Source organism: Dietzia natronolimnaea (assembly GCF_002289575.1).
Lineage (GTDB): Bacteria > Actinomycetota > Actinomycetes > Mycobacteriales > Mycobacteriaceae > Dietzia > Dietzia natronolimnaea_A.
Window position 1 is genome coordinate 39,242 of sequence record NZ_NTGA01000027.1, and the last position, 23,481, is coordinate 62,722.

Genomic DNA, 23,481 nt, shown 5'->3' on the forward strand with positions numbered 1-23,481 from the left:
TCAGTCCTTCCGGTTGGCGAGCGACCATTTCTGGCCGTCCGCGGTGTCTGCCACTTCGACGCCGGCCTCGACCAGTCGGTCCCGGATCGCGTCGGCGGTGGCGAAGTCCTTGTTCGAGCGCGCGGTGTTGCGCGCCTCGAGTTCTGCGCGCACGAGCGAGTCGAGCGCTGTGGTCGCGGCGTCGTCCCCGCCGCCGCCGGCCACCCAGTGGGGGTCGAGGGGATCCACGCCCAGCACCGCCGTCATGGCCCGGACGGCCGACGCCGCGGCCAGAGCAGAATCGTGGTCCCCGGCGGCCAGGGCGGTGTTCCCCCCGCGCACGATCCCGTGGATCTCCGCCAGTGCTGCGGGGACCCCCAGATCGTCGTCCATCGCCGCGGCGAATCCGTCGGTCCACTCTCCGACAGGTACCTCCGGGACGACCTCGGCCACGCGCCGGACGAACGCCTCGATCCTCCGGTATCCCGCGGCGGCCTCCTGCAGCGCCTCGGGTGAGTATTCGAGCATGGACCGGTAGTGGGCACTTCCCAGGTAGTAGCGCAGCTCGACGGGGCGCACCGCGGTGAGGATGTTGGGGACGCTGAGGACGTTGCCCAGCGACTTGCTCATCTTCTCCCCGGCCATGGTGACCCACCCGTTGTGCATCCAGTACCGGGCGAAGCCGTCACCGGCCGCGTGGGACTGGGCGGCCTCGTTCTCGTGATGCGGGAACTGCAGGTCCAGTCCGCCGCCGTGGATGTCGAAGGTGTGGCCGAGATACCAGGTGGCCATGGCCGAGCACTCGAGGTGCCAGCCGGGCCGGCCCTCCCCCCACGGGGTGGGCCAGCTGGGCTCCCCGGGTTTGGCCGCCTTCCACAGCGCGAAATCCCGGGGGTCGCGTTTGCCCCGCAGGTCGGCCCCCTCGCCCTGGTCGACCTCGTCGAGCCGGTGGCCGGACAGGTGCCCGTAATCGCCTTCGGGGGCGGCCGACCAGGCCGCGACGTCGAAGTAGACACTCCCCTCGGCCGGGTATGCGTAACCGCGCTCGATGAGCCGCTCCATGTAGTCGATCATCTGCGTGACGTGCCCGGTGGCCCGGGGCTCCGTGGACGGCGGCAGGACGCCCAGGGCGTCGTAGGCCCTGGTGAACTCCCGCTCGTGCGTGGCGACCCATTCCCACCACGGCCGCCCGTTCTCCGCGGCCTTGGTGAGGATCTTGTCGTCGATGTCCGTGACGTTGCGGACGAACGCCACGTCGTATCCGCACGCCAGCAGCCAGCGGCGCAGGATGTCGAAGGCGACCCCCGACCGGACGTGGCCTATGTGGGGCACGGCCTGGGGGGTGGCTCCACAGAGGTAGACCGACGCGTGACCCTCCCGGACAGGGGTGAACTCCCGGAGGGAGCGGGTGGCGGTGTCGTACAGATGGAGCGTCACGGGGATCGAGTCTACCGGTGAGGCCTCCTCGCGCCCGCTTCGTCAGCTCCGGAACACCAGAGCCGTCGCCACGGCGGAGACCCCCTCGCCACGGCCGGTGAAGCCCATCCCGTCGGTCGTGGTGGCCGAGACGGACACCGGGGCGCCGATGATCGCCGAGAGCGTGTCCTGGGCCTCGAGCCGTCGAGGGCCCATCTTGGGCCGGTTGCCGACCATCTGCACAGCGGCGTTTCCGATCGTCCACCCCTGACCGGTGAGGTGGGCCACCGCTTCACGCAGGAGCCGCTCGCCGGAGACGTCGTCGTACTCGGGGCGGCCGGTGCCGACCAGGCTTCCGAGGTCGCCGAGACCGGCGGCGGACAACAGCGCGTCGACCAGGGAGTGGGCCACCACGTCACCGTCGGAGTGGCCCTCGCACCCGTCGTCGTCGGGGAAATGCAGGCAGGCCATCATGCATTTCTTGCCGGGTTGGACCTGATGGGCGTCGGTGCCGATACCGACGCGAGGGATCACGGGCTCGGTCACGGGTGTGTCCTCCGGGTTCTGAAGTGCGTGGAACCCGTGCTGGTCGCGGAGTTCCTCCAGGGCGCGGGCGTGGTCCGACGCGGTGGTGATCTTGAAGGCGAGCGGATCGCCCTCCACGGTCGCCACCCTCCGGCCCAGCCGCTCCACCAGGCCGGCGTCGTCGGTGGCCACGTCGCCGGCCGCGTCGTAGGCCGCCAGCAACACGTCGGGCGCGAAACCCTGCGGCGTCTGGACGGCTCGGAGGGCGCCGCGATCGGGCGTGCCCACCACGTAACCGGCGGCGTCGACCTGCTTGACGGTGTCGACCACGGGGAGGACGGGGACCACCGCGCCCTCTCCCGATCGGACCGCCTCCACCACCCGCAGGATCGGAGCGGCCGGGGTCAGGCAGCGTGCCGCGTCGTGGACCAGGACGACGTCGTGGACCGGCGACCCGGACCCCTCGAGGGTGGCGGTGAGGGCCGCCAGACCGTTACGGACCGAGTCGGTCCGCTGCGGCCCACCCACCGCGACGACGACGAGGTGCTCGCCGGACCGGAGGGGTGCGAGCAGCGCCTCCGACTCCGCGACCCGGTCTGCCGGGACCACCACCACCACGTCGTCGACGGCGCCGCTGGCCAGCAGACCGGCGACGGCCCGCTCGAGCATGGTCCGGCCCGACAGCTCGACGAATGCCTTGGGGATCCCGGCTCCCAGGCGTAGCCCGGAGCCCGCAGCGGGAACGACGGCGGCCACCCTGCGCGGAGGGGCGGGGTGGCCGCTGCCCGCTCCGGGCGCCTCCGTGAATCGAGTCACCCCTGCGGACGCGTCAGGCGGGGGTGGCGGCGGACAGGACCTGCTCGAGGAGCTCGTCGGCGCGGTGCTCGTCGGCGCGGTCGGCCAACGCGAGTTCGCCCACCAGGACCTGCCGTGCCTTGGCGAGCATCCGCTTCTCTCCGGCGGACAGTCCACGGTCCAGGTCACGACGCCACAGATCGCGCACGACCTCGGCGACCTTGTTCACGTCCCCCGACGCCAGCTTCTCGCCGTTCGCCTTGTAGCGGCGGGACCAGTTGGTCGGCTCCTCGGCGTGCTCGGTGCGCAGGACGTCGAAGACCTTGTCGAGCCCCGCCTCGTCGACAACGTCACGCACGCCCACGTACTCGGCGTTCTCGGCCGGAACCCGGACCGTGAGATCACCCTGTGAAACCTTGAGGACGAGGTATTCCTTCTCGGTGCCCTTGACCGTCCGCATCTCGATCGCCTGAATGCTCGCGGCGCCGTGATGCGGGTAGACGACAGTGTCGCCGACCTTGAACTCCATGAGTGGCTTTCCCCTTTCGACTGAGACATCTTAGCACGCCCTCAGTGCTGGGGTTTTCCGTTTGCGCAGGTCAGAAACCCGTACGGCCCGGGCGCCGCATCCGGGGGGTGCCGGGAGCGCACTCTGGCGCCGGTCACGACCAGGCGTGGACTACGATGAGACCGGCCTGAGAACGACCATCCCCCGAGGAGCCTGACGTGACTTCACCGAACACCGGCCTGCGCCGCACCGCGCTCGTAGTCCTGGCCGTGGGTACCGCCGTCGGTTTGTCCGCGTGTGGCGCCGGACAGGTCTCCCAGACGGCCAACCAGGTCGCCGCGGTGGACGGCGGGCAGGGGTCCGCGGGTGAGCTCCACGTCAACGATCTCGTGGTGGTGCTCCCCGAGGAGGGTGAGGCGCGTCTCGGGTTCGCCGCCTCCTTCACCGGGACCGGCATGGGCGAGTCGATCTCCCTCGACCGGATCGAGATCGACGGGACCCAGGCGGACCTCGGCGAGACTCAGCCGCTCGAACGCGGATGCTCCCTGATCGTCTCGCCGGCGGCCGACGTCGAGCCCGTCCCCCCGCGCGACGACCTCTGTGTCGAGCGCAGCACCGCCACGCTGCCGGACTCCGACGACCTCCGGATCGGGACCTCCGTGCCCGCCACCGTGTCCTTCTCCAACGGCGACCAGATCGAGATGGCCGCCGCCGTCATCGCCGAGGTCCCGCCCAGCGACGAGTACACCCGCCCGGTCGAGATCCACTCAGACGGGCACTGAGACGTCCGCCCTGGCCCCCCGCGCCTCGGACGGGACCCCCGTCGACGCACCCGTCCGGGCCGTCCTCCGGCGCCTGTCCCCCGGCACCCCGCTGCGTGAGGCACTGGACCGCATCCGGCGCAGCGGCACCGGTGGTCTCATCGTGCTGGGCGACGACCCCGCCGTCCGGGAGATCTGCGACGGCGGCGTCACGCTGGACGTCGAGTTCACCCCGGCCAGGCTGCGCGAACTGAGCAAGATGGACGGCGCCGTGGTCCTGTCCTCGGACGGTGAGCGCATCACCCACGCCAACGTCCACCTCGTGCCCGATCCCACCCTGCCGGCGGTCGAGACCGGGACCCGGCACCGCGCGGCCGAACGGACCGCACTGCACACGGGTGTCCCGTCGGTGGCGGTCTCCGCCTCGATGACGACCGTGACCGTCTACGCGGGCGGGCAGGCCCGCGTCCTGGCCGACCCCGTGGTCCTGCTGGCCCGCGCGGACCAGACGGTGGCCACCATGGAGCGACACGGTGCCCGCACCGCCCGGGCACGCGACCGGCTCGACCGCGCGGAGCTCGGCGGGTACGCGTCCGTCCGCGACGTCGTCACGATGGCCCAACGGCTGGTCCGGCTGGACCGTCTGGGTGCCGAACTCGCCGAGCTCGCCGTGGAGATGGGCGAGTACGGGCGCCAGACCACGCTCCAGCTCGAGGAGTTGCTGGCCGACACTCCGGACGAGCTGTGGGGCCTGGTCGCCGACCACGTCGCGGTAGATCCCGCGGGAGGGAGCACGGCCCCCACCGCCGAGCAGGTGGCGACCGGGCTCGAGCGACTGGCGGCGCTGAGCGACGCCGACCTCCTCCTGCCCGGCCCCGTCGCGCGCTGCCTCGGCCTTCCCGCGGAGCCCGAGGACCTGGACGAGCACGTCACCGCGCGTGGGCACCGGATGCTCGCCCACATCCCCAGGCTCCGGCCCGTGCAGATCTCGGCCCTGGTGGAACGTTTCGGCTCGGTGTCGGCACTGCTCGCCGCCGAACAGACCGACTTCGCGGATGTGGAGGGCGTCGGAGCCCTCTGGGCCAGGCACCTTCGTCAGTGGCTCACCGGCCTGGTGTCCTAGGGCTGGTGTCGTTCCAGGGCCGGTGTCGTCGCAGGGTCAGAGGGGCCCGCAGCCCGGGGTCAGTCCCCCTCGACCACGTTGAACGTGGCCGCCGGGCTGAAGACGTTCCCGACCAGGGCGTACACCTGGTAGGCCCCGACCTCGACGGGGGTCCGGTCCGCCTCCGTGCAGGCGCCCTCCGCGGAACGGCGGCCGGTCCAGTCGATCTGGCGGGGCTCGGGCTCACCGGGGCGGAGCTCCACCTCGTCGTCCTCACGAGGGGTGGTGCAGTCGATGCTCGACCACACCTTGACGTTGGTGTCCAGACGGTAGACCTCGAAGGACAGCGGCGCCTCCGAGAGGTCGCGGTCGCACGTGGTGTCCGAGGTGTTGAGGATATTGACGAAGAACCGGACATCCTGCCCCACCGGGACGTTGGGCTCGGCGGACCAGACCTCCAGGCTCAGATCCTCGTCCGCGCACCGGCCCCGCGAGGCTCCGCCGTCGTCCCGGGTGGTCGTCTGCGTGGTCGTGGTCTCCGAGGTGGTGGCCGCCTCGGCCGAGTCGACGTCGCCGCCAGCCGCGGAGTCCTGGGTGTCCGTCCCGCTGTCCCTGGAGGCGAGGAAGAGCGCCAGAACCACGGCCAGGACCGCGACGACCGCGATGGCGACCGCGGCGACGCGGCGACGCACATAGACTTCGCGCGGGAGGGAGCCCTGGGGTTCGTGCACGCGACCAACTCTAGAGCCGGGGTGGCGTCGCACCCGATCCCCCCCGCGGCGTGTCCCTAGACCGCGATCATCTCCTCACCCGGGCCGTGGGGGGTGTCGTCGACATCCCCCAACACGCTGCGCAGGTACGCGTGGCCGTCGGAGAGCTTGTAGGTGACGCCGACGATGGCCAACCTCCCCTCGTCGATCCGGTCGCTGATGATCTTGGACCGCTGCTTGAGCAGTTCGCCGGTCTCGAGGACGTGGCGGGCCTCGAAATCGTCGATCGCGGTGAGTCCCTCGCGGCGCCCGTTGAGGATCGAGGGCGAGACCTTCTCGACCACGTCCCGCAGGAAACCGGGCGGGATCTCCCCGGTGTTGAGCGCGTCGACCGTGGCCTTGACGGCGCCGCAGCTGTCGTGGCCGAGCACCACGATCAACGGGGTCTCGAGAACGTGGACCGCGTACTCGATCGACCCGAGCACCGCCGAGTCGCTGATGTGGCCCGCGGTGCGGATCACGAAGAGGTCCCCGAGCCCCTGATCGAAGATGATCTCCGCGGCGACCCGGGAGTCCGAGCACCCGAAGAGCACGGCCTTGGGGTGCTGCGCCGCGACGAGGGTCTGGCGGTGCTCGGTATTCTGACCGGGATGACGCATCTCGCCCTCGACGAATCGATGGTTACCGTCACGGAGGGAGGCCCAGGCCTTGATGGGATCGGTATGAGGCATGACTCATATTGTGCACACCGGTACCTGACGGGTGCGCGGTGACTGCCGTCGACACCCCTGCCCTGCTGTCCTGGTTCGACCGCGCCGGGCGCCCCCTGCCCTGGCGCGGGCCGGACGTGAGTGCGTGGGAGATCCTGCTCTGCGAGATCATGAGCCAGCAGACCCCTGTGGCCCGCGTGGAGCCCGTCTGGCGGGCGTGGCTCGAGAAGTGGCCCGGCCCGGCCGAGCTCGCCGCGGCGCCGACCGCCGAGGTCATCCGGATGTGGGGCAAACTCGGCTACCCACGCCGCGCACTCCGTCTGCGGGAGTGCGCACTCGTCGTCGTCGAACAGCACGGAGGTGAGGTCCCCACCGACGTCGACGAGCTGCTCGGCCTCCCCGGGGTCGGTGACTACACCGCCCGCGCGGTGGCGTGCTTCGCCCACGGCCAACGCGTCCCGGTGGTCGACACCAACGTGCGACGGGTCGTCGCCCGGGCGGTGGGAGGGGCGGCCGAGGCGGGGCCGCCGTCCACCCGTCGGGACCTCTCGGCGGTCGACGCCCTGCTGCCGGCGGGCCGTGAACGGGCGGTGGCCTTCTCCGTGGCCCTGATGGAGCTCGGCGCGTTGGTCTGCACGGCCCGGTCGCCGCGGTGCGAGGACTGCCCGCTCGCCCCGTCGTGCGCATGGCTGGCCGCCGGCAGACCCGAATGGGACGGTCCACGGCGCCGGACCCAGACCTTCGCCGGAACCGATCGCCAGGTTCGCGGACTGCTCCTCGACGTCCTGCGCGACGGCGACGGCACGGCGGGACGGGACCGCCTCGACGCGGTGTGGCCCGATCCTGCCCAGCGCGGACGCGCCCTCGACTCGCTCGTGGCCGACGGGTTGATGGTGAGGACCGGAGATGTGTACTCGCTGCCGGGCTGACCAACCGTCGACGCCGCGACGAAGCGTAGGCTCACCTACATGGCCGTCGTCAAGATCAATGCCCTGTCCGTACCGAGCCAGGCCGGTCCCGAACTGGAGCGTCGCTTCGCCGAGCGCGCCCACACCGTGGAGAACTCCCCCGGCTTCCTCGGATTCCAACTGCTGCGGCCCACCGCCGGCGAGGACCGCTACTTCGTGGTGACCACCTGGGAGGACGAGGCGTCCTTCGCCGCCTGGCGCGACGGCGACGCCCGGACCGCCCACGCCGGCCAGCACGGCAAGCCCGTCGCCGAGGGAGCCACCCTCCTCGAGTTCGACGTCGTGCTGGACGTCGCACCGTCCGCCTGACCCCCGGCACCTCAACCGGCGCACCCACTCATCTCACGTGGACCGGATCTCGGAACAGCCGTTTGCGATCGCCTTATGCCTGCTCTTCGTCATCGTGATGCTGCGCGCCAACGCCACCTACTGGCTGGGCCGGGGCGCGCTGAGCGGAGGCAGGCTGAGCGACCGGGCCGCGCGTCACCTGGAGGGTCGACACATGCAGCGTGCGCAGCGGCTGTCCGCACGCTACGGCGTGATCGCGGTGCCCCTGTCATTCCTCACCGTGGGTGTGCAGACGGCGATCAACTTCTCCGCCGGGTTCACCCGCATGCCGCTGACCCGGTACCTTCCCGCCGTGGCCGTCGGCTGTGTGCTGTGGGCACTGCTCTACTCCACCGTGGGCATGGTGGGGTGGAACGCGATCACCACGCTCTGGTCCGGGGTCACCTCCTGACCTGACGAGACAAGTCGACCGTCCGAACCGACCCGATCATCCGAACGGGCCACTACCGCCCGGGGACGGGCCCGACCACCGGCCCGAGCACGTCCGCGTACCTGTCGTCGACAAGGCCCTCGATGTCCACGGGGTCGATCTGTCCGTCCTCGGTGAACACGTCGGCGAGCTGCTGCTCGCGCTCCACCGTGTCCGCGAGAGACACAGGCCTGCGGGTACTGCGACCCTGCGAGAGGTCGGCGGCCTCCGGGGTCAGTCCCACGGCCTCCCCGTAGAACGCGGCCCACTGCGCCGGGTTCTCGACCGTCCAGGTCCCCGCCTGGGCGAGCCGGACAAGGAGATCCGCGATCGCGGTCTGACGCCGCGCGTCCGCGAGTGCGTCGTGGGAGGCGAGCCCGAACCAGAAACCGTTGGACGCCTCCGCCGCCGTCGCGATGGTCCGGGCGTCGGTGGTGGTCTGCGTGATGGCCGTGTACGGATCCCAGATGGCCCACGCGTCGGCGTCACCGCGCGCGAAGGCGGACCCCGCCTCGGCCGGCTGGAGAAAGACCATCTCGACGGAGTCCGGCGAGAGCCCTGCCCCGCGGAGTTGCAGCAGGAGATGCCCGTGCGCCGAGGTGCCCTTGGCCACCAGCACCTTGCGTCCCGCGAGGTCCGCCACGGACCGCACGGGAGAGTCACCGGGGACGAGGATCCGGTCCCCCTCACCCCTGTTGGCGTAGGCCGAGACGATGGACGCCCGCGCCCCCGCGGCCGCCCCGAAGACCGGCGGGGTGTTACCCGTGACGGCCAGGTCGATCTGCCCCGCGTTGAGCGCCTCCACCTGGGGCGGCCCGGAGGTGAACGTGGAGAACTCGATCTCGTAGGGGAGATCATCGAGCTCTCCCGCCGCGGTGAGCAAGGCCTGCGTGCCGCCCTTCTGGTCCCCCACGCGCAGAACGAGATCGGACAGGTCCTCGAGATCGACACGATCGGGCACCGGGACCGAGGCCTCGGAATCCCTCGTGGCGCACCCGGCTCCGACGAGGAGCACGATCAACGACAGCGCCAGCAGAACGGCCGGGAACGCGGATCGGCGGTGGATCGGCGAGAGGGTGGTGGTCATATCGAATAGTCCTCGTCTGTGTGGTCGACGCCCAGCGCGTCGAGGAGAAGCCGTCGGTGGTGGCCCGTCTCGCCCCCACCGCGGGGCAGGTCGATGGTCTCGGTGTGGCCGACGACGCCGTCGTCCAGGACGTGCACCCGGTCGGCCAATGACACCGCCTCGTCGACGTCGTGCGTCACCAGCAGGACCCCGAGGCCGTGGTGGGCCCACAGTCTCAGCAGGAGTCGGTGCATGGTCCGCCGGGTGAGGGCGTCGAGCGCGCCGAAGGGCTCGTCGAGGAGCAGCAACGCGGGCTCCGCGACGAGCGCCCGGGCGAGCGAGGTCCGCTGCGCCTGGCCGCCGGAGAGTTCTCCGGGGTAGGCACCCTCCCGGCCCTCCAGGCCCACCTCGGCGAGGATCTCGGTGACCCGGTCCGACTTCTCGGCGCGCCCGACCTCGACCCTGTTGAGGCCGTGCCGGACGTTCTGGGCCACGGTCCGCCAGGGCAGCAGCCGGGAATCCTGGAACACGACCGCCGGAGGGCCGTCGATATGGACGTCGCCTGACTCGAGATCCCGGTCCAGTCCGGCCAGTATGCGTAGCGCGGTCGACTTCCCGCTGCCACTCCGACCGAGCAGGGCGACGATCTCGCCGCGGGGGATGGTGAGGTCGAGATTCCGGAGAACGGCGGTGTCCCCGAAGCTGCGGGTGACACCGCGGAGCGCGCCCGCGGGGGCGAGGGTGGTGGACATTGCTGGGGCTCCTGATCGCTGGCTGGTTCTCATGTGCGCTGGGTGGTTCCCATGTGCGCTGCGCGGTGGTCATCGGTAGTGGCGCAGTGCGCGGGCCTCGGCGACGCGCACGAGAGCGTCGGTGAGGATCCCCAGCAGCGCGTACACGACCAGGCCGACGATGATCACGTCGATCCGGAAGTAGTCGCGGGCGTTCATGATCAGGTAGCCGATGCCGTTGGTCGCGTTGAGCTGCTCGGCCACGATGAGGGTCAACCAGGCGATCGCGAGCGACTGCCGCACACCTACCAGGACCTGGGGCGCGATCGACGGCAGGATCACCTCCGTCAGTCGCTGGCGTCGGCTGAATCCGAAGACCGTCGCCATGTCCTGCAGCCTGGGATCCACCTGCCGCAACCCCGAGGCGGTGTTGAGGTAGATGGGGAAGACCACCCCGAGTGCGATGAGGAGCACCTTGGGCGTCTCGCCGATGCCGAACCACAGGATGAACAGCGGGATCAGCCCGAGGTGGGGAAGCGCGCGAAGCATCTGCAGCGGGGGGTCGACGAGGGCGTCCGCGACCCGCGAGGTCCCGACGATCACCCCGAGGACCAGTCCGGCCACGGCCCCCAGGACGAACCCCTGGGCCACGCGGACGCCCGAGACCGCCAGCGCCTCTGCGAGTTCGCCGGAGGCGATGAGCTCCAGCGCCGACGAGGCGATCAGCTGCGGGGCGGGAAGAATACGCTCCGGCAGGACGCCGGTGGCGCCGGCGACCTGCCAGATCAGGATCAGCACGATGGGACTGAGCCACCGCAGCCAGGTGGTGGCTCGACGCGGTCGGCTGCGCCTCGCGACGCGGCGGCGGCGGCCTCGGCCCGGGGTCGGTTCGTGCCGGGTCGGGCCCGCCGGCGCGGCCGGGGTCCCGGCGGACGACGCGGTGAGAACGGTGGTCATGGTGGTCTCTCCTCCTGCACTCACCCGCGGGCGACCGCGGGTTCGGCCGTGGCGAACGGGACCGACACCGTCTCCCGGCGGCGCTCACCGGTGGACCACAGCCCGCGTCGGGCCAGGACGGGCAGCACTCCCTCTCCGAAGTGGTACGACTCCTCGAGATGCGGGTATCCGGACAGGACGAAGTGGCTGAGCCCGAGCGCCGCGTACTCGGCGATCCGGTCGGCGACCTCCTCGTGGGAGCCGACGAGCGCGGTCCCCGCGCCCCCGCGGACCAGTCCGACACCGGCCCACAGGTTGGGTGAGATCTCCAGGGAGTCGGTCCGGCCGCCGTGGAGATCGAGCATGCGGCGTTGCCCCTCGGACTCACTGGCGGCCAGAGAGGCCTGGACGCGCGCGACATCCGCGGGGTCGATCCCCGCCAGGAGTCGATCCGCCTCCGCCCACGCCTGCTCCGAGGTGTCCCGGGAGATCACGTGCAGCCGGATCCCGAACGACGGGCTCCGCCCGTGAGCGGCCGCGGCGCCCCGGACCCGGTCGAGCTTCTCGGCGACCGCGGCTGGCGGTTCTCCCCAGGTCAGGTACGTGTCGGCGTGGCGCGCCGCGACACGGATCCCGGCCGCGGAGGAACCGCCGAAGAAGATCGGCGGCGCGGGGTCGGGCCGCCGGGCCAGGACGGAGTCGACGACGGCGAGGTGGTCGCCCCTGTAGGTCAGCGCCTCCCCGGAGCGCCACAGTCCCCGCACGATGTCGAGGAATTCGTCGGCTCGGGCGTATCTCGCCTCCTTGTCCAGAAAGTCCCCGTAGGCGCGTTGCTCCCGCGACTCGCCTCCGGTGACCACGTTGAGGAGCAGTCGTCCTCCGGTATGCCACTGGAAGGTGGCCGCCATCTGCGCGGCGAGTGTGGGGCTCATGAGGCCCGGGCGCAGCGCGACGAGGAACTTGATGCGGTCGCTCGACTCGGCGAGCAGAGCGCTGGTGATGAGGGCGTCCTCGCACCATGCGCCGGTCGGCGTGAGAAGCGACTCGAACCCGTTGTGCTCGGCCGCCGCGACGATCTGCCGCAGGTATGACAGCGTCGCCGGACGGTCCCCCGACATGAACGTTCCGTGCCCCCCGGCGACGAGGTTGCGCGAGTCCCCGTAGGTGGGCAGGAACCAGTGGAAGTGGGTCCTGGCCTGGTCGGTCTGGTCGGCCTGGTCGGCCTGGTCGGCCCGGTCGGCACGGGGACGAGTGGGGTCGGTGGCCACTGACGGCTCCTGGGGAGTCTGGGATCGGACTTCGGACCGACTCATCGTGGGACCGGGCGGTGGCGTGGAGCCACAATTCACATCACGAGGATCGATTCCTATAACCGCAGTAGACAGATCGGTCTATATCCTGTGTTACCCTGCTCGTCATGACCACCCGATCAGTCGCCCCTGTCCTGCGCGTGTCCGACGTGAGCGCGGCCCGGGTGATGCGCACGATCCGGTTCCGGGGGCCCGTCACCCGCCCGGAGGTGGCGGCGTCCACGGGCTTGTCGGTGGCGACGGTCGGCCGCGCCACGGCGGCGCTGCTGTCCGCAGGAGTCATCCGGGAGCGGCCGGAACTCATGCACGACGGTTCCGTGGGTCGACCGAGCATCCCTGTCGAGATAGATCCGGGCGGGCCGGTGGTGGTGGCTGTCCACATCGGCCTCAGCCGCTGCGTCGTGGCGATCAGTGACCTCGCCTGCCGGATCCTGTCCGAGTTCGCGATCCCCACCCCGGGCCGGGATCCGGAGCAGATCGCGGACGAGCTGTCCGCGATCGCGTTCCGTCTTCTCGACGGCCACCGTGGACGTCGGCTCGTCTGGGGTGGTGTGGCCACGGCGGCGAGGATCACCTCCCCGGGCAGGATCGACCACGACTTGCTGGGGTGGCGGGACGTCCCGGTGACCGAGCTGTTCGCAGATCGGCTCGGGGTGCCGTTCTCCGTGGCCCCGCACGTCGAGGCCATGGCCGCGGCGGAACTCCTCGTGGGGCATGAGACACACACCGGGACGACGCTCGTCGTCTACGCCCGCGAGCATCTCGGCTCCGCCCTGGTGATCGACGGCGCCGTGCACCTGCCGCGCGCCGGCTCGGCCGAACTGGCGCACCTGCCCGTGGGCCCCACGACGTATCTCGACGACCGCGGAGGCGGCCTCACGGACGTGGTGGGCGATTCCGGACTGGTCCGCGCCGCGGCCGCCCGCGGCATCGTCGTCGGGTCGGTGGCGGAACTCGCCGCACGCGCACACGGCGATCCGATGGCCGAGGCGATCCTCGTCGAGCGGGCCACGGCACTCGGCCGCCTGGTGGGGCTGCTCTCGACCATCACCCGCCCTGATTCGGTGGTGCTCTGCGGCCAGGCCTTCACCGACCATCCGAGATACCTGGGCCCCGTACTGAGAGCCTCACGGGAGACCCCCTTGCCGGGAGAAGCACCCGAACTGAGGGTGTCGACGGCGGGAGGGCGGATCCAGCAGTTGGCGGCCATGGCGGTGGCTCTCGACGCCATCTCCGCGGACCCCACGAGCGCGCTGCCTGCCAGGTTGTTGTCGGTGTCCTGACGTGGTGCCTGTGGCATCAGCACTTCGCGTCACCGCGACCAGAACGTTCGACATCCGTAGCACGAGCCTCCAGACTTCAGACATGACCGAACGAAGCCTGTCCTCCGACCGCCAGAGCGTCTCGGCGGAGACCCACCGCCGGGCGATGCGTCTGCATCCCGCCGGAGTCACGATCATCACCCTCGACGGCGCCGACGGCCCGGTGGGGTTCACCGCGTCGTCGCCGTCCAGTCTGTCGTCCGAACCGGCCCTGGTGAGCTTCAACGTCGGGATCTCCTCGTCCAGCCTGGCCGCGGTGCTCGACGCCCGCACCGCGGTGATCCACCTGCTGGGGGAATCCGACCGGCACCTGGCGCTGAGGTTCTCGGGGCCCGCGACACAGAGGTTCGCCGACCACTCTCTGTGGACCCGGGCCGAGACCGGCGAACCTCTCCTCCACGGCGGGCGGGCGCGACTGCGGGTCGCACTGGACCGTCTCGTGCCTGCGGGCGACCACGTCCTGGTGATCGCGCGTTTGCTGGACGCATGGTTCGACGACGACGAGCCGAGTGATCCACTCGTGGTGGTCGACGGTGGCCTGTGGGCCGTGCCGACGGCCCGCGACTGACGGCGGGATGCCCCCCCCCGGGGCCTACAGCACGATAGACGACGAGGCGGCCCCCGCTCATCTGAGCGGGGGCCGCCTTGTTGGTACGGCGGCTTCGGCCTAGGTGGTGGCGGGGGCCGCCCCACCACTACCCGACGAGCCACCGGGGGCACCGGAGGCACCACCACCGAAGCCTCCCGAGCTCGGCGGAAGCGAGTCCCCCGGTCCGGCCTCGCCGGTCGGAGCGACACTCGCGGTGATCTCCTCACCCTCGCGGGACTCGGCGGCGTCCGGCCGCGGGACCCCGGTGAAGGTGAACCTGGCGTTCTCCGTCTGATCGGACTCGCCGTCCCAGCCCTCGACGTCGACCGTGATCAGCTCGCCGGCCGCGACCTCGCCGAACAGGATCTTCTCCGAGAGCGTGTCCTCGATCTCGCGCTGGATGGTGCGACGCAGCGGCCGCGCACCCAGAACCGGGTCGAAGCCCCGCTTGGCCAGGAGCTCCTTGGCCCGGTCCGTGACCTCGATGGTCATGTCCTTGGCCTTGAGCGCCACGCCCACACGGCCGACCATCAGGTCGACCATCTCGACGATCTGGTCCTTGGTGAGCTGGTGGAACACCACGATCTCGTCGATACGGTTGAGGAACTCGGGCCGGAAGTGCTTCTTGAGCTCGTCGTTGACCTTCTGCTTCATCCGGTCGTAGGCGTCCTCGGTGTTGTCGGCGGACTGGAAGCCCATCCCGACAGCCTTGGAGATGTCCCTCGTGCCGAGGTTGGAGGTGAAGATCAGCACGGTGTTCTTGAAGTCCACCATGCGACCCTGCCCATCAGTGAGACGGCCGTCCTCCAACACCTGCAGGAGCGTGTTGTAGATCTCGGAGTGGGCCTTCTCGATCTCGTCGAACAGGACCACCGAGAACGGCTTGCGCCGAACCTTCTCCGTCAGCTGGCCACCCTCCTCGTATCCGACGTACCCGGGAGGTGCGCCGAACAGGCGGGAGGCGGTGAAGCGGTCGTGGAACTCCCCCATGTCGATCTGGATGAGCGCGTCGTCCTCGCCGAACAGGAAGTTGGCCAGCGCCTTGGAGAGCTCGGTCTTACCGACACCGGACGGGCCGGCGAAGATGAACGACCCCGACGGGCGCTTGGGGTCCTTGAGACCGGCTCGCGTGCGGCGGATGGCCCGGGAGACCGCCTTGATGGCGTCCTCCTGACCGATGATCCGCTTGTGCAGCTCGTCCTCCATGCGGAGCAGACGCGTGGTCTCCTCCTCGGTGAGCTTGAACACGGGGATCCCGGTCCAGTTGCCCAGCACCTCGGCGATCTGCTCCTCGTCGACCACCGCGGCCACGTCCATGTCGCCCGCACGCCACTGCTTCTCACGCTCCGAGCGCTCGGCGATGAGCTTCTTCTCCGTGTCGCGCAGACCAGCTGCCTTCTCGAAGTCCTGCGCGTCGATCGCGGACTCCTTCTCGCGCCGGGCCTCGGCGATCTTCTCGTCGAACTCCCGGAGGTCCGGCGGAGCGGTCATCCGCTTGATCCGCATGCGGGCGCCGGCCTCGTCGATGAGGTCGATCGCCTTGTCCGGCAGGAAGCGGTCGTTGATGTACCTGTCCGCCAGCTGGGCCGCCGCGGCCAGGGCGGCGTCCGTGATGGTGACGCGGTGGTGCGCCTCGTAACGGTCCCGCAGACCCTTGAGGATCTCGATGGACAACTCGACGCTGGGCTCGGGGACCTGCACCGGTTGGAAACGACGCTCGAGCGCCGCGTCCTTCTCGATGTGCTTGCGGTACTCCTCGAGCGTGGTGGCGCCGATGGTCTGCAGCTCACCGCGGGCCAGCTTGGGCTTGAGGATCGACGCCGCGTCGATCGCGCCCTCGGCGGCACCCGCGCCGACGAGCGTGTGGATCTCGTCGATGAACAGGATGATGTCGCCCCGCTGGTTGATCTCCTTGAGCACCTTCTTCAGGCGCTCCTCGAAATCACCGCGGTAGCGGGAACCGGCCACCAGCGACCCCAGATCGAGCGAGTAGACCTGCTTGTCCTTGAGGGTCTCGGGGACCTCGTTGTTGACGATGGCCTGCGCCAGGCCCTCGACGACCGCGGTCTTGCCCACGCCGGGCTCCCCGATGAGCACCGGGTTGTTCTTGGTGCGCCGGGAGAGCACCTGCATGATGCGCTCGACCTCCTTGGCGCGGCCGACCACCGGGTCCAGCTTGCCCTCCATGGCGGCCTGCGTGAGGTTGCGACCGAACTGGTCCAGGACCGTCGAGGACGACGGCGTCCCGGACTCGCGACCGCCGGTCCCCGCCGGCGCGCCCGTGGCCTCTGCCTCCTTGCCCTGGTAGCCGGAGAGCAGCTGGATGACCTGCTGACGGACCCGGGTGAGGTCCGCTCCGAGCTTGACCAGCACCTGCGCGGCCACTCCCTCACCCTCGCGGATGAGGCCGAGCAGGATGTGCTCGGTCCCGATGTAGTTGTGGCCGAGCTGCAGCGCCTCGCGCAGGCTCAACTCGAGGACCTTCTTGGCCCGCGGCGTGAACGGGATGTGCCCGCTGGGCGCCTGCTGGCCCTGGCCGATGATCTCCTCGACCTGACTCCGCACCGCTTCCAGCGAGATCCCCAGGGACTCGAGCGCCTTGGCGGCCACTCCCTCGCCCTCGTGGATGAGACCAAGCAGAATGTGCTCGGTGCCGATGTAATTGTGGTTGAGCATCCGGGCCTCTTCCTGGGCCAGGACGACGACGCGACGCGCGCGGTCGGTAAACCGTTCGAACATCGTGCTACCTCACATTCCTCGGGTGTTCACCACTGTAGTGGCCCGGTCTGACGCCCGGAGCCACAGGAGTGGCAGTCGGCCCGTCACCAGGGTTCAACGCGGCAGGTCGGGGAATCATTGCGGATACGTGTACGCCGTCAGCGAACGCCGCCGAATCCGTGCGGGACGCAGCGGACATCTACCCTCGGGGACATGGTGGCGTCGGGCGGGACCGGGTGATGAGCCCGTTCGATCTGGACCGGATCGGCCGCGGCCTGCCCTTCACCGACGCGCTCCCGGCCCTGCGGGACGCGCTCGCCTCGGCGGGTACCGCGGTGGTCCAGGCTCCACCCGGGACGGGAAAGACCACGCTCGCACCACCGGCGGTCGCCTCGGCGGACGGGATCGCGGGACGGGTCGTCGTCACCCAGCCCCGGCGGGTGGCCGCCCGCTCGGCGGCGCGGCGACTGGCGGCGCTGTCCGGAACGCCGGTCGGCAGCCTGGTGGGGTACTCCGTCCGGGGGGACACGCGGGTCGGCCGGGACACCATCGTGGAGTTCGTGACCCCGGGCGTGCTGGTGAGGAGGCTGATCGCCGACCCGGACCTGTCCGGGACGGGAGCGGTGGTGCTCGACGAGATCCACGAGCGGGACGTCGAGTCCGACCTCGCGCTGGCCCTGTTGTGCGAGGTACGCCAGCTCCGCGACGACCTGCCGGTGGTGGCGATGTCCGCGACCCTCGACTCCGGCCGCATCACCCGCCTGCTGGAGGACACGGGAGCGGGCGCCACCGGGGCGGCGCCGGTGATCGACCTCCCCGCCGTCCTGCATCCCCTCGACATCCACTACCGTCCGTCGCCCGTTCCCCGCCTCGACGCCCGGGGCGTGACCGACGGCTTCCTCGAACACGTCGCGGGCATCACGGCCGAGGAGGTGGCCGCGAGCGGCTCGGACACCCTCGTCTTCCTCCCCGGGGTGCGGGAGATCGAGCGGGTGGTGCGGTCGCTCACCGCGCGACTGGGCGGGCGCGCCGAGATCCTGCCGCTGCACGGTGGTCTCGACGCCGCCGAGCAGGACCGGGTGGTCTCGGGATCCGGCCGCGGTGGTCCGCATAGTCAGGGCGGGGCCGCCCCACAGCCCCGGATCGTGGTCGCGACCGACCTGGCGGAGTCCTCGCTCACCGTTCCCGGGGTGCGGGTGGTGGTGGACGCGTGCCTGAACCGCGAACCCCGCAGGGACACCGCCCGCGACATGACCGGCCTCGTCACCGTCTCGGCTTCCCGCGACTCCTGCGTGCAGCGCTCGGGTCGCGCGGCCCGTCTCGGCCCGGGGATCGCGGTGCGCTGCCTGTCCGAGGACGACTTCGCACGGTTGGCCCCGCACCGCACCCCGGCGATCGCCACCTCCGACCTGACGTCCTTCGCCCTGGACGTCGCCTGCTGGGGCGCCCCCCGCGGCGAGGGCCTGGCACTGACCGACCCCCCGCCGTCGGGGGAGATCCGTCGCGCGCAGGCGGTGCTGCAGGGACTGGGCGCGCTCGATGCGCTGGGCCGGGCCACCGGCCGCGGGCGGGACCTGGCCCGGATCCCCGCGGACCCGCGTCACGCCCGCGCGCTACTCGACGGCGCCCCTGTGGTGGGCCGCGCGACGGCCGCGGAGGTGGTGGCGCTGCTGGCGTCGGGCCGCCGCTCGCCGACGGGTGACCTGGTGGCGGACCTGCGGGCGCTGCGCGGCGGCCGAACCGCGGACAACCGGACCTGGGAGCTCGAGGCCCGCCGCCTGGAACGACTCGTCCATACCGGTGCCGGGCGGGACACCGGTGACGGTGAGGACGGGGTCCCGCTCGAGGAGGCGGTCGGCCTGGTCGTGGCCCTCGCACACCCCGATCGGGTCGCGCGCCGCCAGGGCAAGCAGTACACGTTCGCGTCGGGCACCGGGGCCGTCCTCCCACCGGGGTCCGCCCTCGCCGGCCACGAGTGGCTCGCGGTGGCCGAGGTCGCCCGCGCCTCGGGGCGGGCCGCGGGGGAGGCGGGAGCCGTGATCCGTTCGGCGGCCCCACTGAGCCGGGCGGGAGCCGAGAGCGCGGCGTCGGGGCTACTCGACGACGACGAGACGGCCCGCTTCTCGGGCGGTGCGCTGACGGGCCGACGGATCCGCCGGCTCGGGGCGATCGAACTCTCGGCCACCGCCGTGCGTCCGGGCCACGACGCCGCCGTGACGGCGGTCGCGGACGCCATCCGGTCGGGTGGCCTCGACGCGCTCGGACCCGACGACGACACACGACGGCTGTGGCACCGGCTCGCGCTCGCCCGGCGGGAACTCGGGCCCCCCTGGCCCGACGTGGCCACCGAGGCACTCGCTGACCGCCTCTCGGAGTGGCTCGGGCCGGAGATCGAGGCCCTGACGCGAGGTGGCACGCTGGCGGGGCGCGATGTCGGCGCCGCGCTCCGGCGACAGCTCCCGTGGCCGGAGGCCTCCCGCTTCGACGAACTGGTGCCCGATCGACTGCAGGTGCCCAGTTCGTCCTCCTACCGCGTCGACTACCCGGAACCCGGATCCGACGCGTCCCCCGTACTGGCGGTCAAGCTGCAGGAGTGCTTCGGGTGGGCCTCCTCACCCCGGATCTGCGACGGACGGGTACCCGTGACGGTCCACCTGCTCTCCCCCGCCGGCCGGCCACTCGGGGTGTCCCGCGACCTGGAGTTCTTCTGGCGCGAGGCCTATCCCGGAGTGCGGGCGGAGATGCGGGGCCGCTATCCCCGGCATCCCTGGCCGGAGGATCCGATGGTCGCGGAGCCCACTCGCCGGACCAACCGCCGGCGCTGACGATTCCGGTCCCGTAACGGGGTGCGGTTCGGCACGGTCCCGGTCCGGGCCGGCCTCTACCATGGGACGGGACGCACCTGCGCCATCCGACTCCGCCCGGAGGGTGATCGCCATGCCGTACACACCACCCTCACCCCACCGCGCGCCCCTCCCGACCAGGACACCCGCACGCACCAAGAGGATCCCGCGCGTCCGGAACCGGATCGGGGCCCTGACGGCGTTCGCCGGCCTGGCCGTGTCGCTGCTCAGCCTCTTTCTGCCGTGGTTGTCCGCTGGTGGCGAGCGGATCTCCGGCCTGGGCATCACCGAGATCATCGACGTCCGCAGTGTCGCCCCGGTGCTGTTCCTCGGGTTGATCGTCCTTGCCCTGCTCGTGACGGTGACCGCGCTCACCCGACTCGGGGCGTTCGCCGTGGCGGCGGCGGTGATGGCGGTAGGAGTGCTCGCGGGCCACCTCGCCTTTGTCTGGACCCTCATCCTGTCCACGGGATCGACGACGCGGGCACTGTCGGGACTGCCCGCCAACGCCACGGTGACCTTCGGGCCCTACGTCGCGGCGTCCGGGTTCGTGGTGGTCGCCGCCGCCTCGGCGTGGGCTGCCCGGTCGGCGAGGTACGCCAGCGATCCCCTCTCGCGTCGAGAGTGACAGACGCCCACCGGCGGACGCGCACCGGTGTGGCACGAGCGGACAAACCCACCTATTATGTGACCTATCTCACTTTGGAGACTCCGGTCCGACTAAGGGGCACGCCATGGCCGCACAGACAACGCCCACCTCCCACACGCCGCCCACCTCCCAGACAGCGCCCCCGGCGGCGACCACGCGGGGCGGCAAGATCGTCCCTCTACTGCGCAGCCGCGTCGGCGGGCTCATCGCGGTCGCGGGTCTGGCACTCGCCCTTCTCAGCCTGTACCTGCCCTGGTTGTCCACCGCGACCGGCGGGGGCATCACCGCGCTCGAGCTCACCGAGGTCCTGGACCTCCGTGCGATGGCGCCCCTGAACTTCCTGGGCCTGCTCGTGTTGTTGGTCCTGGTGGCCGTCACCGTGTTCACCCGGCTGGGATTCTTCGCGGCCGCCAACGCGGTTCTCGCGTCGCTGGTGCTGATCGCCCATCTGATCTTCGTCTGGGTGCTGTTCAATTCGACCGACACCGCCGATCCGATGCTGGCGGGACTTCCCGACGGCACCTCCGTCACCTACGGGCCGTTCGTCGCCGCCGTCGGCTTCATCCTGGTCATTGCCGGATCGGTACTGGCGGCCAAGTCCGCCGAGTACCTCCTCCCGGACCGGGCCGAAGCCCGCATGTTCAAGGACCCCCAGGGCTCCTGAGACGGATTTCGCGGTCGTCAGAACACCACGACCGTGTCCCCGACCTGCAGCCTCTCGAAGTAGGTCTCGGCTGCGGGCCGGTCCATCCGGATGCACCCGTGCGACAGGTGGGCCGGGTCCCCCTCGTGGAACGCGATCCCGCCCACGAAGTACACCGCGAACGGCATCGGGGCGTTGTCGAACAGACGACTGACCTCGTGGCGGACCTTGCGGGTGACCTGGTACGTCCCCCGAGGGGTCTCCCATCCGGCCCGTCCATGGGACATCCGTACCGGCCCGTAGCTCAGCCGCTCCCCGGACTGCAGCCAGGTCCGGTTCCCGTCGAGGTCCACGCACGCGGCGGCCGTGCGCGGGCACGGACTCTGCGGGGTGGGGTCCGGCGGCGGCGGTGGTGCCGGTGGCGGGGGCACGAATCCGGGCGGCGGGGTGATCCCCGCCGACTCCAACAGGCCGCCGGCGGCGGTGCGCAGGTCCGCGTCGGCCTGCGCTGAGCTGGCCGCGGCCTGATCGACCACCTGTTGGACCTCGACCGGGAGCGCCGGCTGGGCCGACGCGGCGGGCGTCGCGGTCCCCACCGCGACGAGCCCCGCCACCAGACCGATCGCCAGCCGTGACAGTGTGCTTCTCATGCGGTGATTATCTCCGGGGGCGGCCACCTCGACAGGCGTCTGGAGTCACGTTCGGGTCTCGACCCGCACCGGTGCCCACCGCAGGACCCGGGCCCGCGCCACCTCAGTCGCGCGGCAGCGGCTTGACCATCGGGAACAGGATCGTCTCCCTGATCCCCAGCCCGGTGAGCGCCATGAGCAGGCGGTCGATACCCATTCCCAGCCCGGTGGTGGGCGGCATCCCCTGCTCCATGGCCGCCAGGAAATCCTCGTCCAGGACCATCGCCTCGTCGTCACCGGCCGCGGCGAGCCGTGCCTGGTCCTCGAACCGGCGACGCTGGATCACCGGATCGACGAGCTCCGAATACCCGGTCGCCAGCTCGAATCCACGGACGTAAAGGTCCCACTTCTCCGTGACCCCGCGATCGGTGCGGTGGTCGCGGGTCAGGGGCGAGGTCTCCACCGGGAAATCGCGGACGAACACCGGCCCCTCGAGCTGGTCACCGCACAGGTGCTCCCACAGCTCCTCGACGAGTTTGCCGTGCAGCCACCCCCTGCCACTGGGGACCTCGAGCCCGACCCGGCCGGCCAACTCGGTCAGTTCGGCGACCGTCGAGTCGACCGTGACGATGTCCTCGTCGTCGTCACCGGACACCAGCTCGGGGTGCGTGGCGCGCAGCGCCTCGTTGAGCGAGGGGTACATCCGCATCTCGCGCCACTGCCCGCCGAGGTCGTATTCGGTGCCGTCGGCCAGGGTCACGGTCGTGGAACCGAAGACTTCGAGCGCCACCTCCTGGATGACCTCACGGATCATGGTGGCGGAGGTGTCGTAGTCCCCGTAGGCCTGGTAGGTCTCGAGCATCGCGAACTCGGGACTGTGCGAGGAGTCCACGCCCTCGTTCCGGAAGTTCCGGTTGATCTCGAAGACCCGCTCGATCCCGCCCACCACGCACCGCTTGAGGTAGAGCTCGGGGGCGATCCGCAGGTACAGCTCGAGGTCCAGGGCGTTGGAGTGGGTGACGAAGGGCCGGGCGGCGGCGCCGCCGTGCAGCGTCTGCAGCATGGGCGTCTCCACCTCGAGGAACCCCCGCCGGTCGAGGGCGGCGCGCAGTGCCCGGACGACCTTGATACGGGTGACCGCGTTGCGCCGCGCCGTGTCTCGCATGATGAGGTCGGTGTAGCGCTGACGGACCCGCGTGTCCTCGCTCAGCTCCTTGTGCGCCACCGGAAGCGGCCGGAGCGACTTGGCCGCCAGCACCCACGAGTCCGCCATGACGGACAGCTCGCCCCGCTTGGAGCGCACCACGCGGCCGGTCACCGAGACGTGATCACCCAGGTCCACGTCCTGCTTCCACGCCTCGAGCCGTTCCTCGCCCACGTTGGCGAGCGAGAGCATCGCCTGCAACTGCGGGGCGAACGGATCGGGCTCGCCCTCGGCCGCCGGGACGGACAGGTCCGCCTCGGGGCTCACACCGTCCTGGAGCCGGACGAAGCAGAGCTTGCCGGTGTTTCGGACGAACAGGACCCGGCCGGCCACCGAGACCACGACGTCGGTCTCCTCCCCCGGCTCGAGCGCGACGAAGCGCGGATCCGAGGCGATCTCGACGAGCCCGTGCGTGCGGGGGACCCCGACCGGATAGGCGTCGACGCCGGAGTCGAGGATGCGCTGCCGCTTGTCGCGACGGATACGCACCTGCTCGGGGGTGTCGTCGGCGGGCTCGGTCCAGGCGGCCCCGGGCGCGGCGGGAGTCGTGTCGGTCACGACTGTCGAGGATAGTCGCCGCTAGCCCCGGTAGTTCACGGGGATCTGAGGA

22 protein-coding genes and 1 pseudogene are annotated in these 23,481 nt (G+C 71.0%); 10 read left to right on the top strand and 13 right to left on the bottom strand.

Going from position 1 to position 23,481, the window contains the following annotated elements:
- The 4 genes and pseudogenes from cysS to CEY15_RS14730 all read right to left on the bottom strand — a co-directional run bounded on the left by cysS (position 1) and on the right by CEY15_RS14730 (position 3,244).
- Positions 1-1,416 (bottom strand): cysteine--tRNA ligase, encoded by a 1,416-nt coding sequence (gene cysS, locus CEY15_RS14720; RefSeq protein ID WP_095719066.1) that lies wholly within the window; start codon positions 1,414-1,416, stop codon positions 1-3.
- A 42-nt stretch (positions 1,417-1,458) separates the two neighbouring features.
- On the bottom strand, positions 1,459-1,941 hold the full coding sequence (ispF, locus tag CEY15_RS18845; RefSeq protein ID WP_245847640.1) for a 2-C-methyl-D-erythritol 2,4-cyclodiphosphate synthase: 483 nt from the start codon (positions 1,939-1,941) through the stop codon (positions 1,459-1,461).
- A 51-nt stretch (positions 1,942-1,992) separates the two neighbouring features.
- Positions 1,993-2,676, bottom strand: a pseudogene (gene ispD / locus CEY15_RS18850) (2-C-methyl-D-erythritol 4-phosphate cytidylyltransferase); the annotation flags it as partial.
- A 73-nt stretch (positions 2,677-2,749) separates the two neighbouring features.
- Positions 2,750-3,244: a CarD family transcriptional regulator gene (locus CEY15_RS14730; protein WP_017835982.1), complete on the bottom strand. Its 495-nt coding sequence runs from the start codon at positions 3,242-3,244 to the stop codon at positions 2,750-2,752.
- Between the two features lie 197 nt (positions 3,245-3,441).
- Between CEY15_RS14730 and CEY15_RS14735 the strand changes: the two genes are divergently transcribed.
- Positions 3,442-4,005, top strand: coding sequence for a hypothetical protein (locus CEY15_RS14735; RefSeq protein WP_017835981.1), 564 nt, complete (start codon positions 3,442-3,444; stop codon positions 4,003-4,005).
- A 10-nt stretch (positions 4,006-4,015) separates the two neighbouring features.
- Positions 4,016-5,107 (top strand): DNA integrity scanning diadenylate cyclase DisA, encoded by a 1,092-nt coding sequence (gene disA / locus CEY15_RS14740; RefSeq protein WP_095719081.1) that lies wholly within the window; start codon positions 4,016-4,018, stop codon positions 5,105-5,107.
- A 59-nt stretch (positions 5,108-5,166) separates the two neighbouring features.
- On the opposite strand, the gene CEY15_RS14745 is transcribed toward disA, so the two are convergent.
- On the bottom strand, positions 5,167-5,817 hold the full coding sequence (locus tag CEY15_RS14745; RefSeq protein ID WP_017835979.1) for a hypothetical protein: 651 nt from the start codon (positions 5,815-5,817) through the stop codon (positions 5,167-5,169).
- Positions 5,818-5,873: 56 nt separating this feature from the next.
- Positions 5,874-6,527, bottom strand: coding sequence for a carbonic anhydrase (locus CEY15_RS14750; RefSeq protein WP_017835978.1), 654 nt, complete (start codon positions 6,525-6,527; stop codon positions 5,874-5,876).
- Between the two features lie 38 nt (positions 6,528-6,565).
- On the opposite strand from CEY15_RS14750, the gene CEY15_RS14755 reads away from it, so the two are divergent.
- The 3 genes from CEY15_RS14755 to CEY15_RS14765 are packed head-to-tail and all read left to right on the top strand — an operon-like array spanning position 6,566 to position 8,213.
- Complete coding sequence (locus CEY15_RS14755; RefSeq protein WP_017835977.1) at positions 6,566-7,435, top strand: A/G-specific adenine glycosylase; 870 nt, start codon at positions 6,566-6,568, stop codon at positions 7,433-7,435.
- 39 nt (positions 7,436-7,474) lie between these two features.
- Positions 7,475-7,783 carry an antibiotic biosynthesis monooxygenase family protein gene (locus tag CEY15_RS14760; protein ID WP_017835976.1) on the top strand — a complete coding sequence of 103 codons (309 nt, stop codon included), beginning with the start codon at positions 7,475-7,477 and terminating at the stop codon, positions 7,781-7,783.
- Between the two features lie 37 nt (positions 7,784-7,820).
- A complete protein-coding gene (locus CEY15_RS14765; protein ID WP_095719068.1) occupies positions 7,821-8,213 on the top strand; it encodes a DedA family protein in 393 nt (130 codons plus the stop codon).
- Positions 8,214-8,265: 52 nt separating this feature from the next.
- On the opposite strand, the gene CEY15_RS14770 is transcribed toward CEY15_RS14765, so the two are convergent.
- From CEY15_RS14770 to CEY15_RS14785, 4 genes are all read right to left on the bottom strand, one after another.
- Positions 8,266-9,318, bottom strand: coding sequence for an ABC transporter substrate-binding protein (locus tag CEY15_RS14770; RefSeq protein WP_095719069.1), 1,053 nt, complete (start codon positions 9,316-9,318; stop codon positions 8,266-8,268).
- Positions 9,315-10,049, bottom strand: coding sequence for an ABC transporter ATP-binding protein (locus tag CEY15_RS14775; protein ID WP_017835973.1), 735 nt, complete (start codon positions 10,047-10,049; stop codon positions 9,315-9,317). The genes CEY15_RS14770 and CEY15_RS14775 overlap by 4 nt, the downstream gene beginning before the upstream one ends.
- A 69-nt stretch (positions 10,050-10,118) precedes the next feature.
- Positions 10,119-10,985 (bottom strand): ABC transporter permease, encoded by an 867-nt coding sequence (locus CEY15_RS14780; protein WP_095719070.1) that lies wholly within the window; start codon positions 10,983-10,985, stop codon positions 10,119-10,121.
- A gap of 20 nt (positions 10,986-11,005) precedes the next feature.
- Positions 11,006-12,232: an LLM class flavin-dependent oxidoreductase gene (locus tag CEY15_RS14785; protein ID WP_095719071.1), complete on the bottom strand. Its 1,227-nt coding sequence runs from the start codon at positions 12,230-12,232 to the stop codon at positions 11,006-11,008.
- Between the two features lie 149 nt (positions 12,233-12,381).
- On the opposite strand from CEY15_RS14785, the gene CEY15_RS14790 reads away from it, so the two are divergent.
- Together CEY15_RS14790 and CEY15_RS14795 are read left to right on the top strand one after the other, a co-directional pair.
- The gene (locus tag CEY15_RS14790; RefSeq protein WP_176475135.1) at positions 12,382-13,557 is read left to right on the top strand and encodes an ROK family transcriptional regulator; all 1,176 of its coding nucleotides are present in this window, start codon (positions 12,382-12,384) and stop codon (positions 13,555-13,557) included.
- Positions 13,558-13,639: 82 nt separating this feature from the next.
- On the top strand, positions 13,640-14,164 hold the full coding sequence (locus CEY15_RS14795; protein ID WP_017835969.1) for a flavin reductase family protein: 525 nt from the start codon (positions 13,640-13,642) through the stop codon (positions 14,162-14,164).
- A 99-nt stretch (positions 14,165-14,263) separates the two neighbouring features.
- Here the strand turns inward: CEY15_RS14795 and CEY15_RS14800 are convergent, their stop codons facing one another.
- Positions 14,264-16,924, bottom strand: a complete 2,661-nt coding sequence (locus tag CEY15_RS14800) for an ATP-dependent Clp protease ATP-binding subunit (RefSeq protein WP_095719072.1) — start codon at positions 16,922-16,924, stop codon at positions 14,264-14,266.
- Positions 16,925-17,142: 218 nt separating this feature from the next.
- Here CEY15_RS14800 and hrpB point away from each other — a divergent pair, with 218 nt between their 5' ends.
- From hrpB to CEY15_RS14815, 3 genes are all read left to right on the top strand, one after another.
- Positions 17,143-19,728 (top strand): ATP-dependent helicase HrpB, encoded by a 2,586-nt coding sequence (gene hrpB / locus CEY15_RS14805; protein WP_095719073.1) that lies wholly within the window; start codon positions 17,143-17,145, stop codon positions 19,726-19,728.
- A 112-nt stretch (positions 19,729-19,840) separates the two neighbouring features.
- Positions 19,841-20,374: a hypothetical protein gene (locus CEY15_RS14810; RefSeq protein WP_095719074.1), complete on the top strand. Its 534-nt coding sequence runs from the start codon at positions 19,841-19,843 to the stop codon at positions 20,372-20,374.
- Between the two features lie 106 nt (positions 20,375-20,480).
- Entirely contained in the window at positions 20,481-21,059 is a 579-nt protein-coding gene (locus CEY15_RS14815; RefSeq protein ID WP_095719075.1) for a hypothetical protein, read from the top strand.
- A 17-nt stretch (positions 21,060-21,076) separates the two neighbouring features.
- Here CEY15_RS14815 and CEY15_RS14820 read toward each other — a convergent pair whose 3' ends face one another.
- Both CEY15_RS14820 and lysS read right to left on the bottom strand, forming a co-directional pair.
- Positions 21,077-21,688 carry a L,D-transpeptidase gene (locus CEY15_RS14820; protein WP_095719076.1) on the bottom strand — a complete coding sequence of 204 codons (612 nt, stop codon included), beginning with the start codon at positions 21,686-21,688 and terminating at the stop codon, positions 21,077-21,079.
- Positions 21,689-21,791: 103 nt separating this feature from the next.
- Positions 21,792-23,429, bottom strand: coding sequence for a lysine--tRNA ligase (lysS, locus tag CEY15_RS14825; RefSeq protein WP_095719077.1), 1,638 nt, complete (start codon positions 23,427-23,429; stop codon positions 21,792-21,794).
- Positions 23,430-23,481: the final 52 nt, after the last annotated feature.

Bases quoted from the DNA above. Each gene is read 5' to 3' on its own strand.
- CEY15_RS14780 (WP_095719070.1), bottom strand. From the start codon at position 10,985: ATGACCACCGTTCTCACCGCGTCGTCCGCCGGGACCCCGGCCGCGCCG.
- CEY15_RS14815 (WP_095719075.1), top strand. From the start codon at position 20,481: ATGGCCGCACAGACAACGCCCACCTCCCACACGCCGCCCACCTCCCAG.
- CEY15_RS14760 (WP_017835976.1), top strand. From the start codon at position 7,475: ATGGCCGTCGTCAAGATCAATGCCCTGTCCGTACCGAGCCAGGCCGGT.
- CEY15_RS14810 (WP_095719074.1), top strand. From the start codon at position 19,841: ATGCCGTACACACCACCCTCACCCCACCGCGCGCCCCTCCCGACCAGG.
- CEY15_RS14730 (WP_017835982.1), bottom strand. From the start codon at position 3,244: ATGGAGTTCAAGGTCGGCGACACTGTCGTCTACCCGCATCACGGCGCC.
- CEY15_RS14750 (WP_017835978.1), bottom strand. From the start codon at position 6,527: ATGCCTCATACCGATCCCATCAAGGCCTGGGCCTCCCTCCGTGACGGT.
- CEY15_RS14820 (WP_095719076.1), bottom strand. From the start codon at position 21,688: ATGAGAAGCACACTGTCACGGCTGGCGATCGGTCTGGTGGCGGGGCTC.
- CEY15_RS14770 (WP_095719069.1), bottom strand. From the start codon at position 9,318: ATGACCACCACCCTCTCGCCGATCCACCGCCGATCCGCGTTCCCGGCC.
- CEY15_RS14790 (WP_176475135.1), top strand. From the start codon at position 12,382: ATGACCACCCGATCAGTCGCCCCTGTCCTGCGCGTGTCCGACGTGAGC.
- hrpB (WP_095719073.1), top strand. From the start codon at position 17,143: ATGAGCCCGTTCGATCTGGACCGGATCGGCCGCGGCCTGCCCTTCACC.
- CEY15_RS14795 (WP_017835969.1), top strand. From the start codon at position 13,640: ATGACCGAACGAAGCCTGTCCTCCGACCGCCAGAGCGTCTCGGCGGAG.
- CEY15_RS14775 (WP_017835973.1), bottom strand. From the start codon at position 10,049: ATGTCCACCACCCTCGCCCCCGCGGGCGCGCTCCGCGGTGTCACCCGC.
- CEY15_RS14800 (WP_095719072.1), bottom strand. From the start codon at position 16,924: ATGTTCGAACGGTTTACCGACCGCGCGCGTCGCGTCGTCGTCCTGGCC.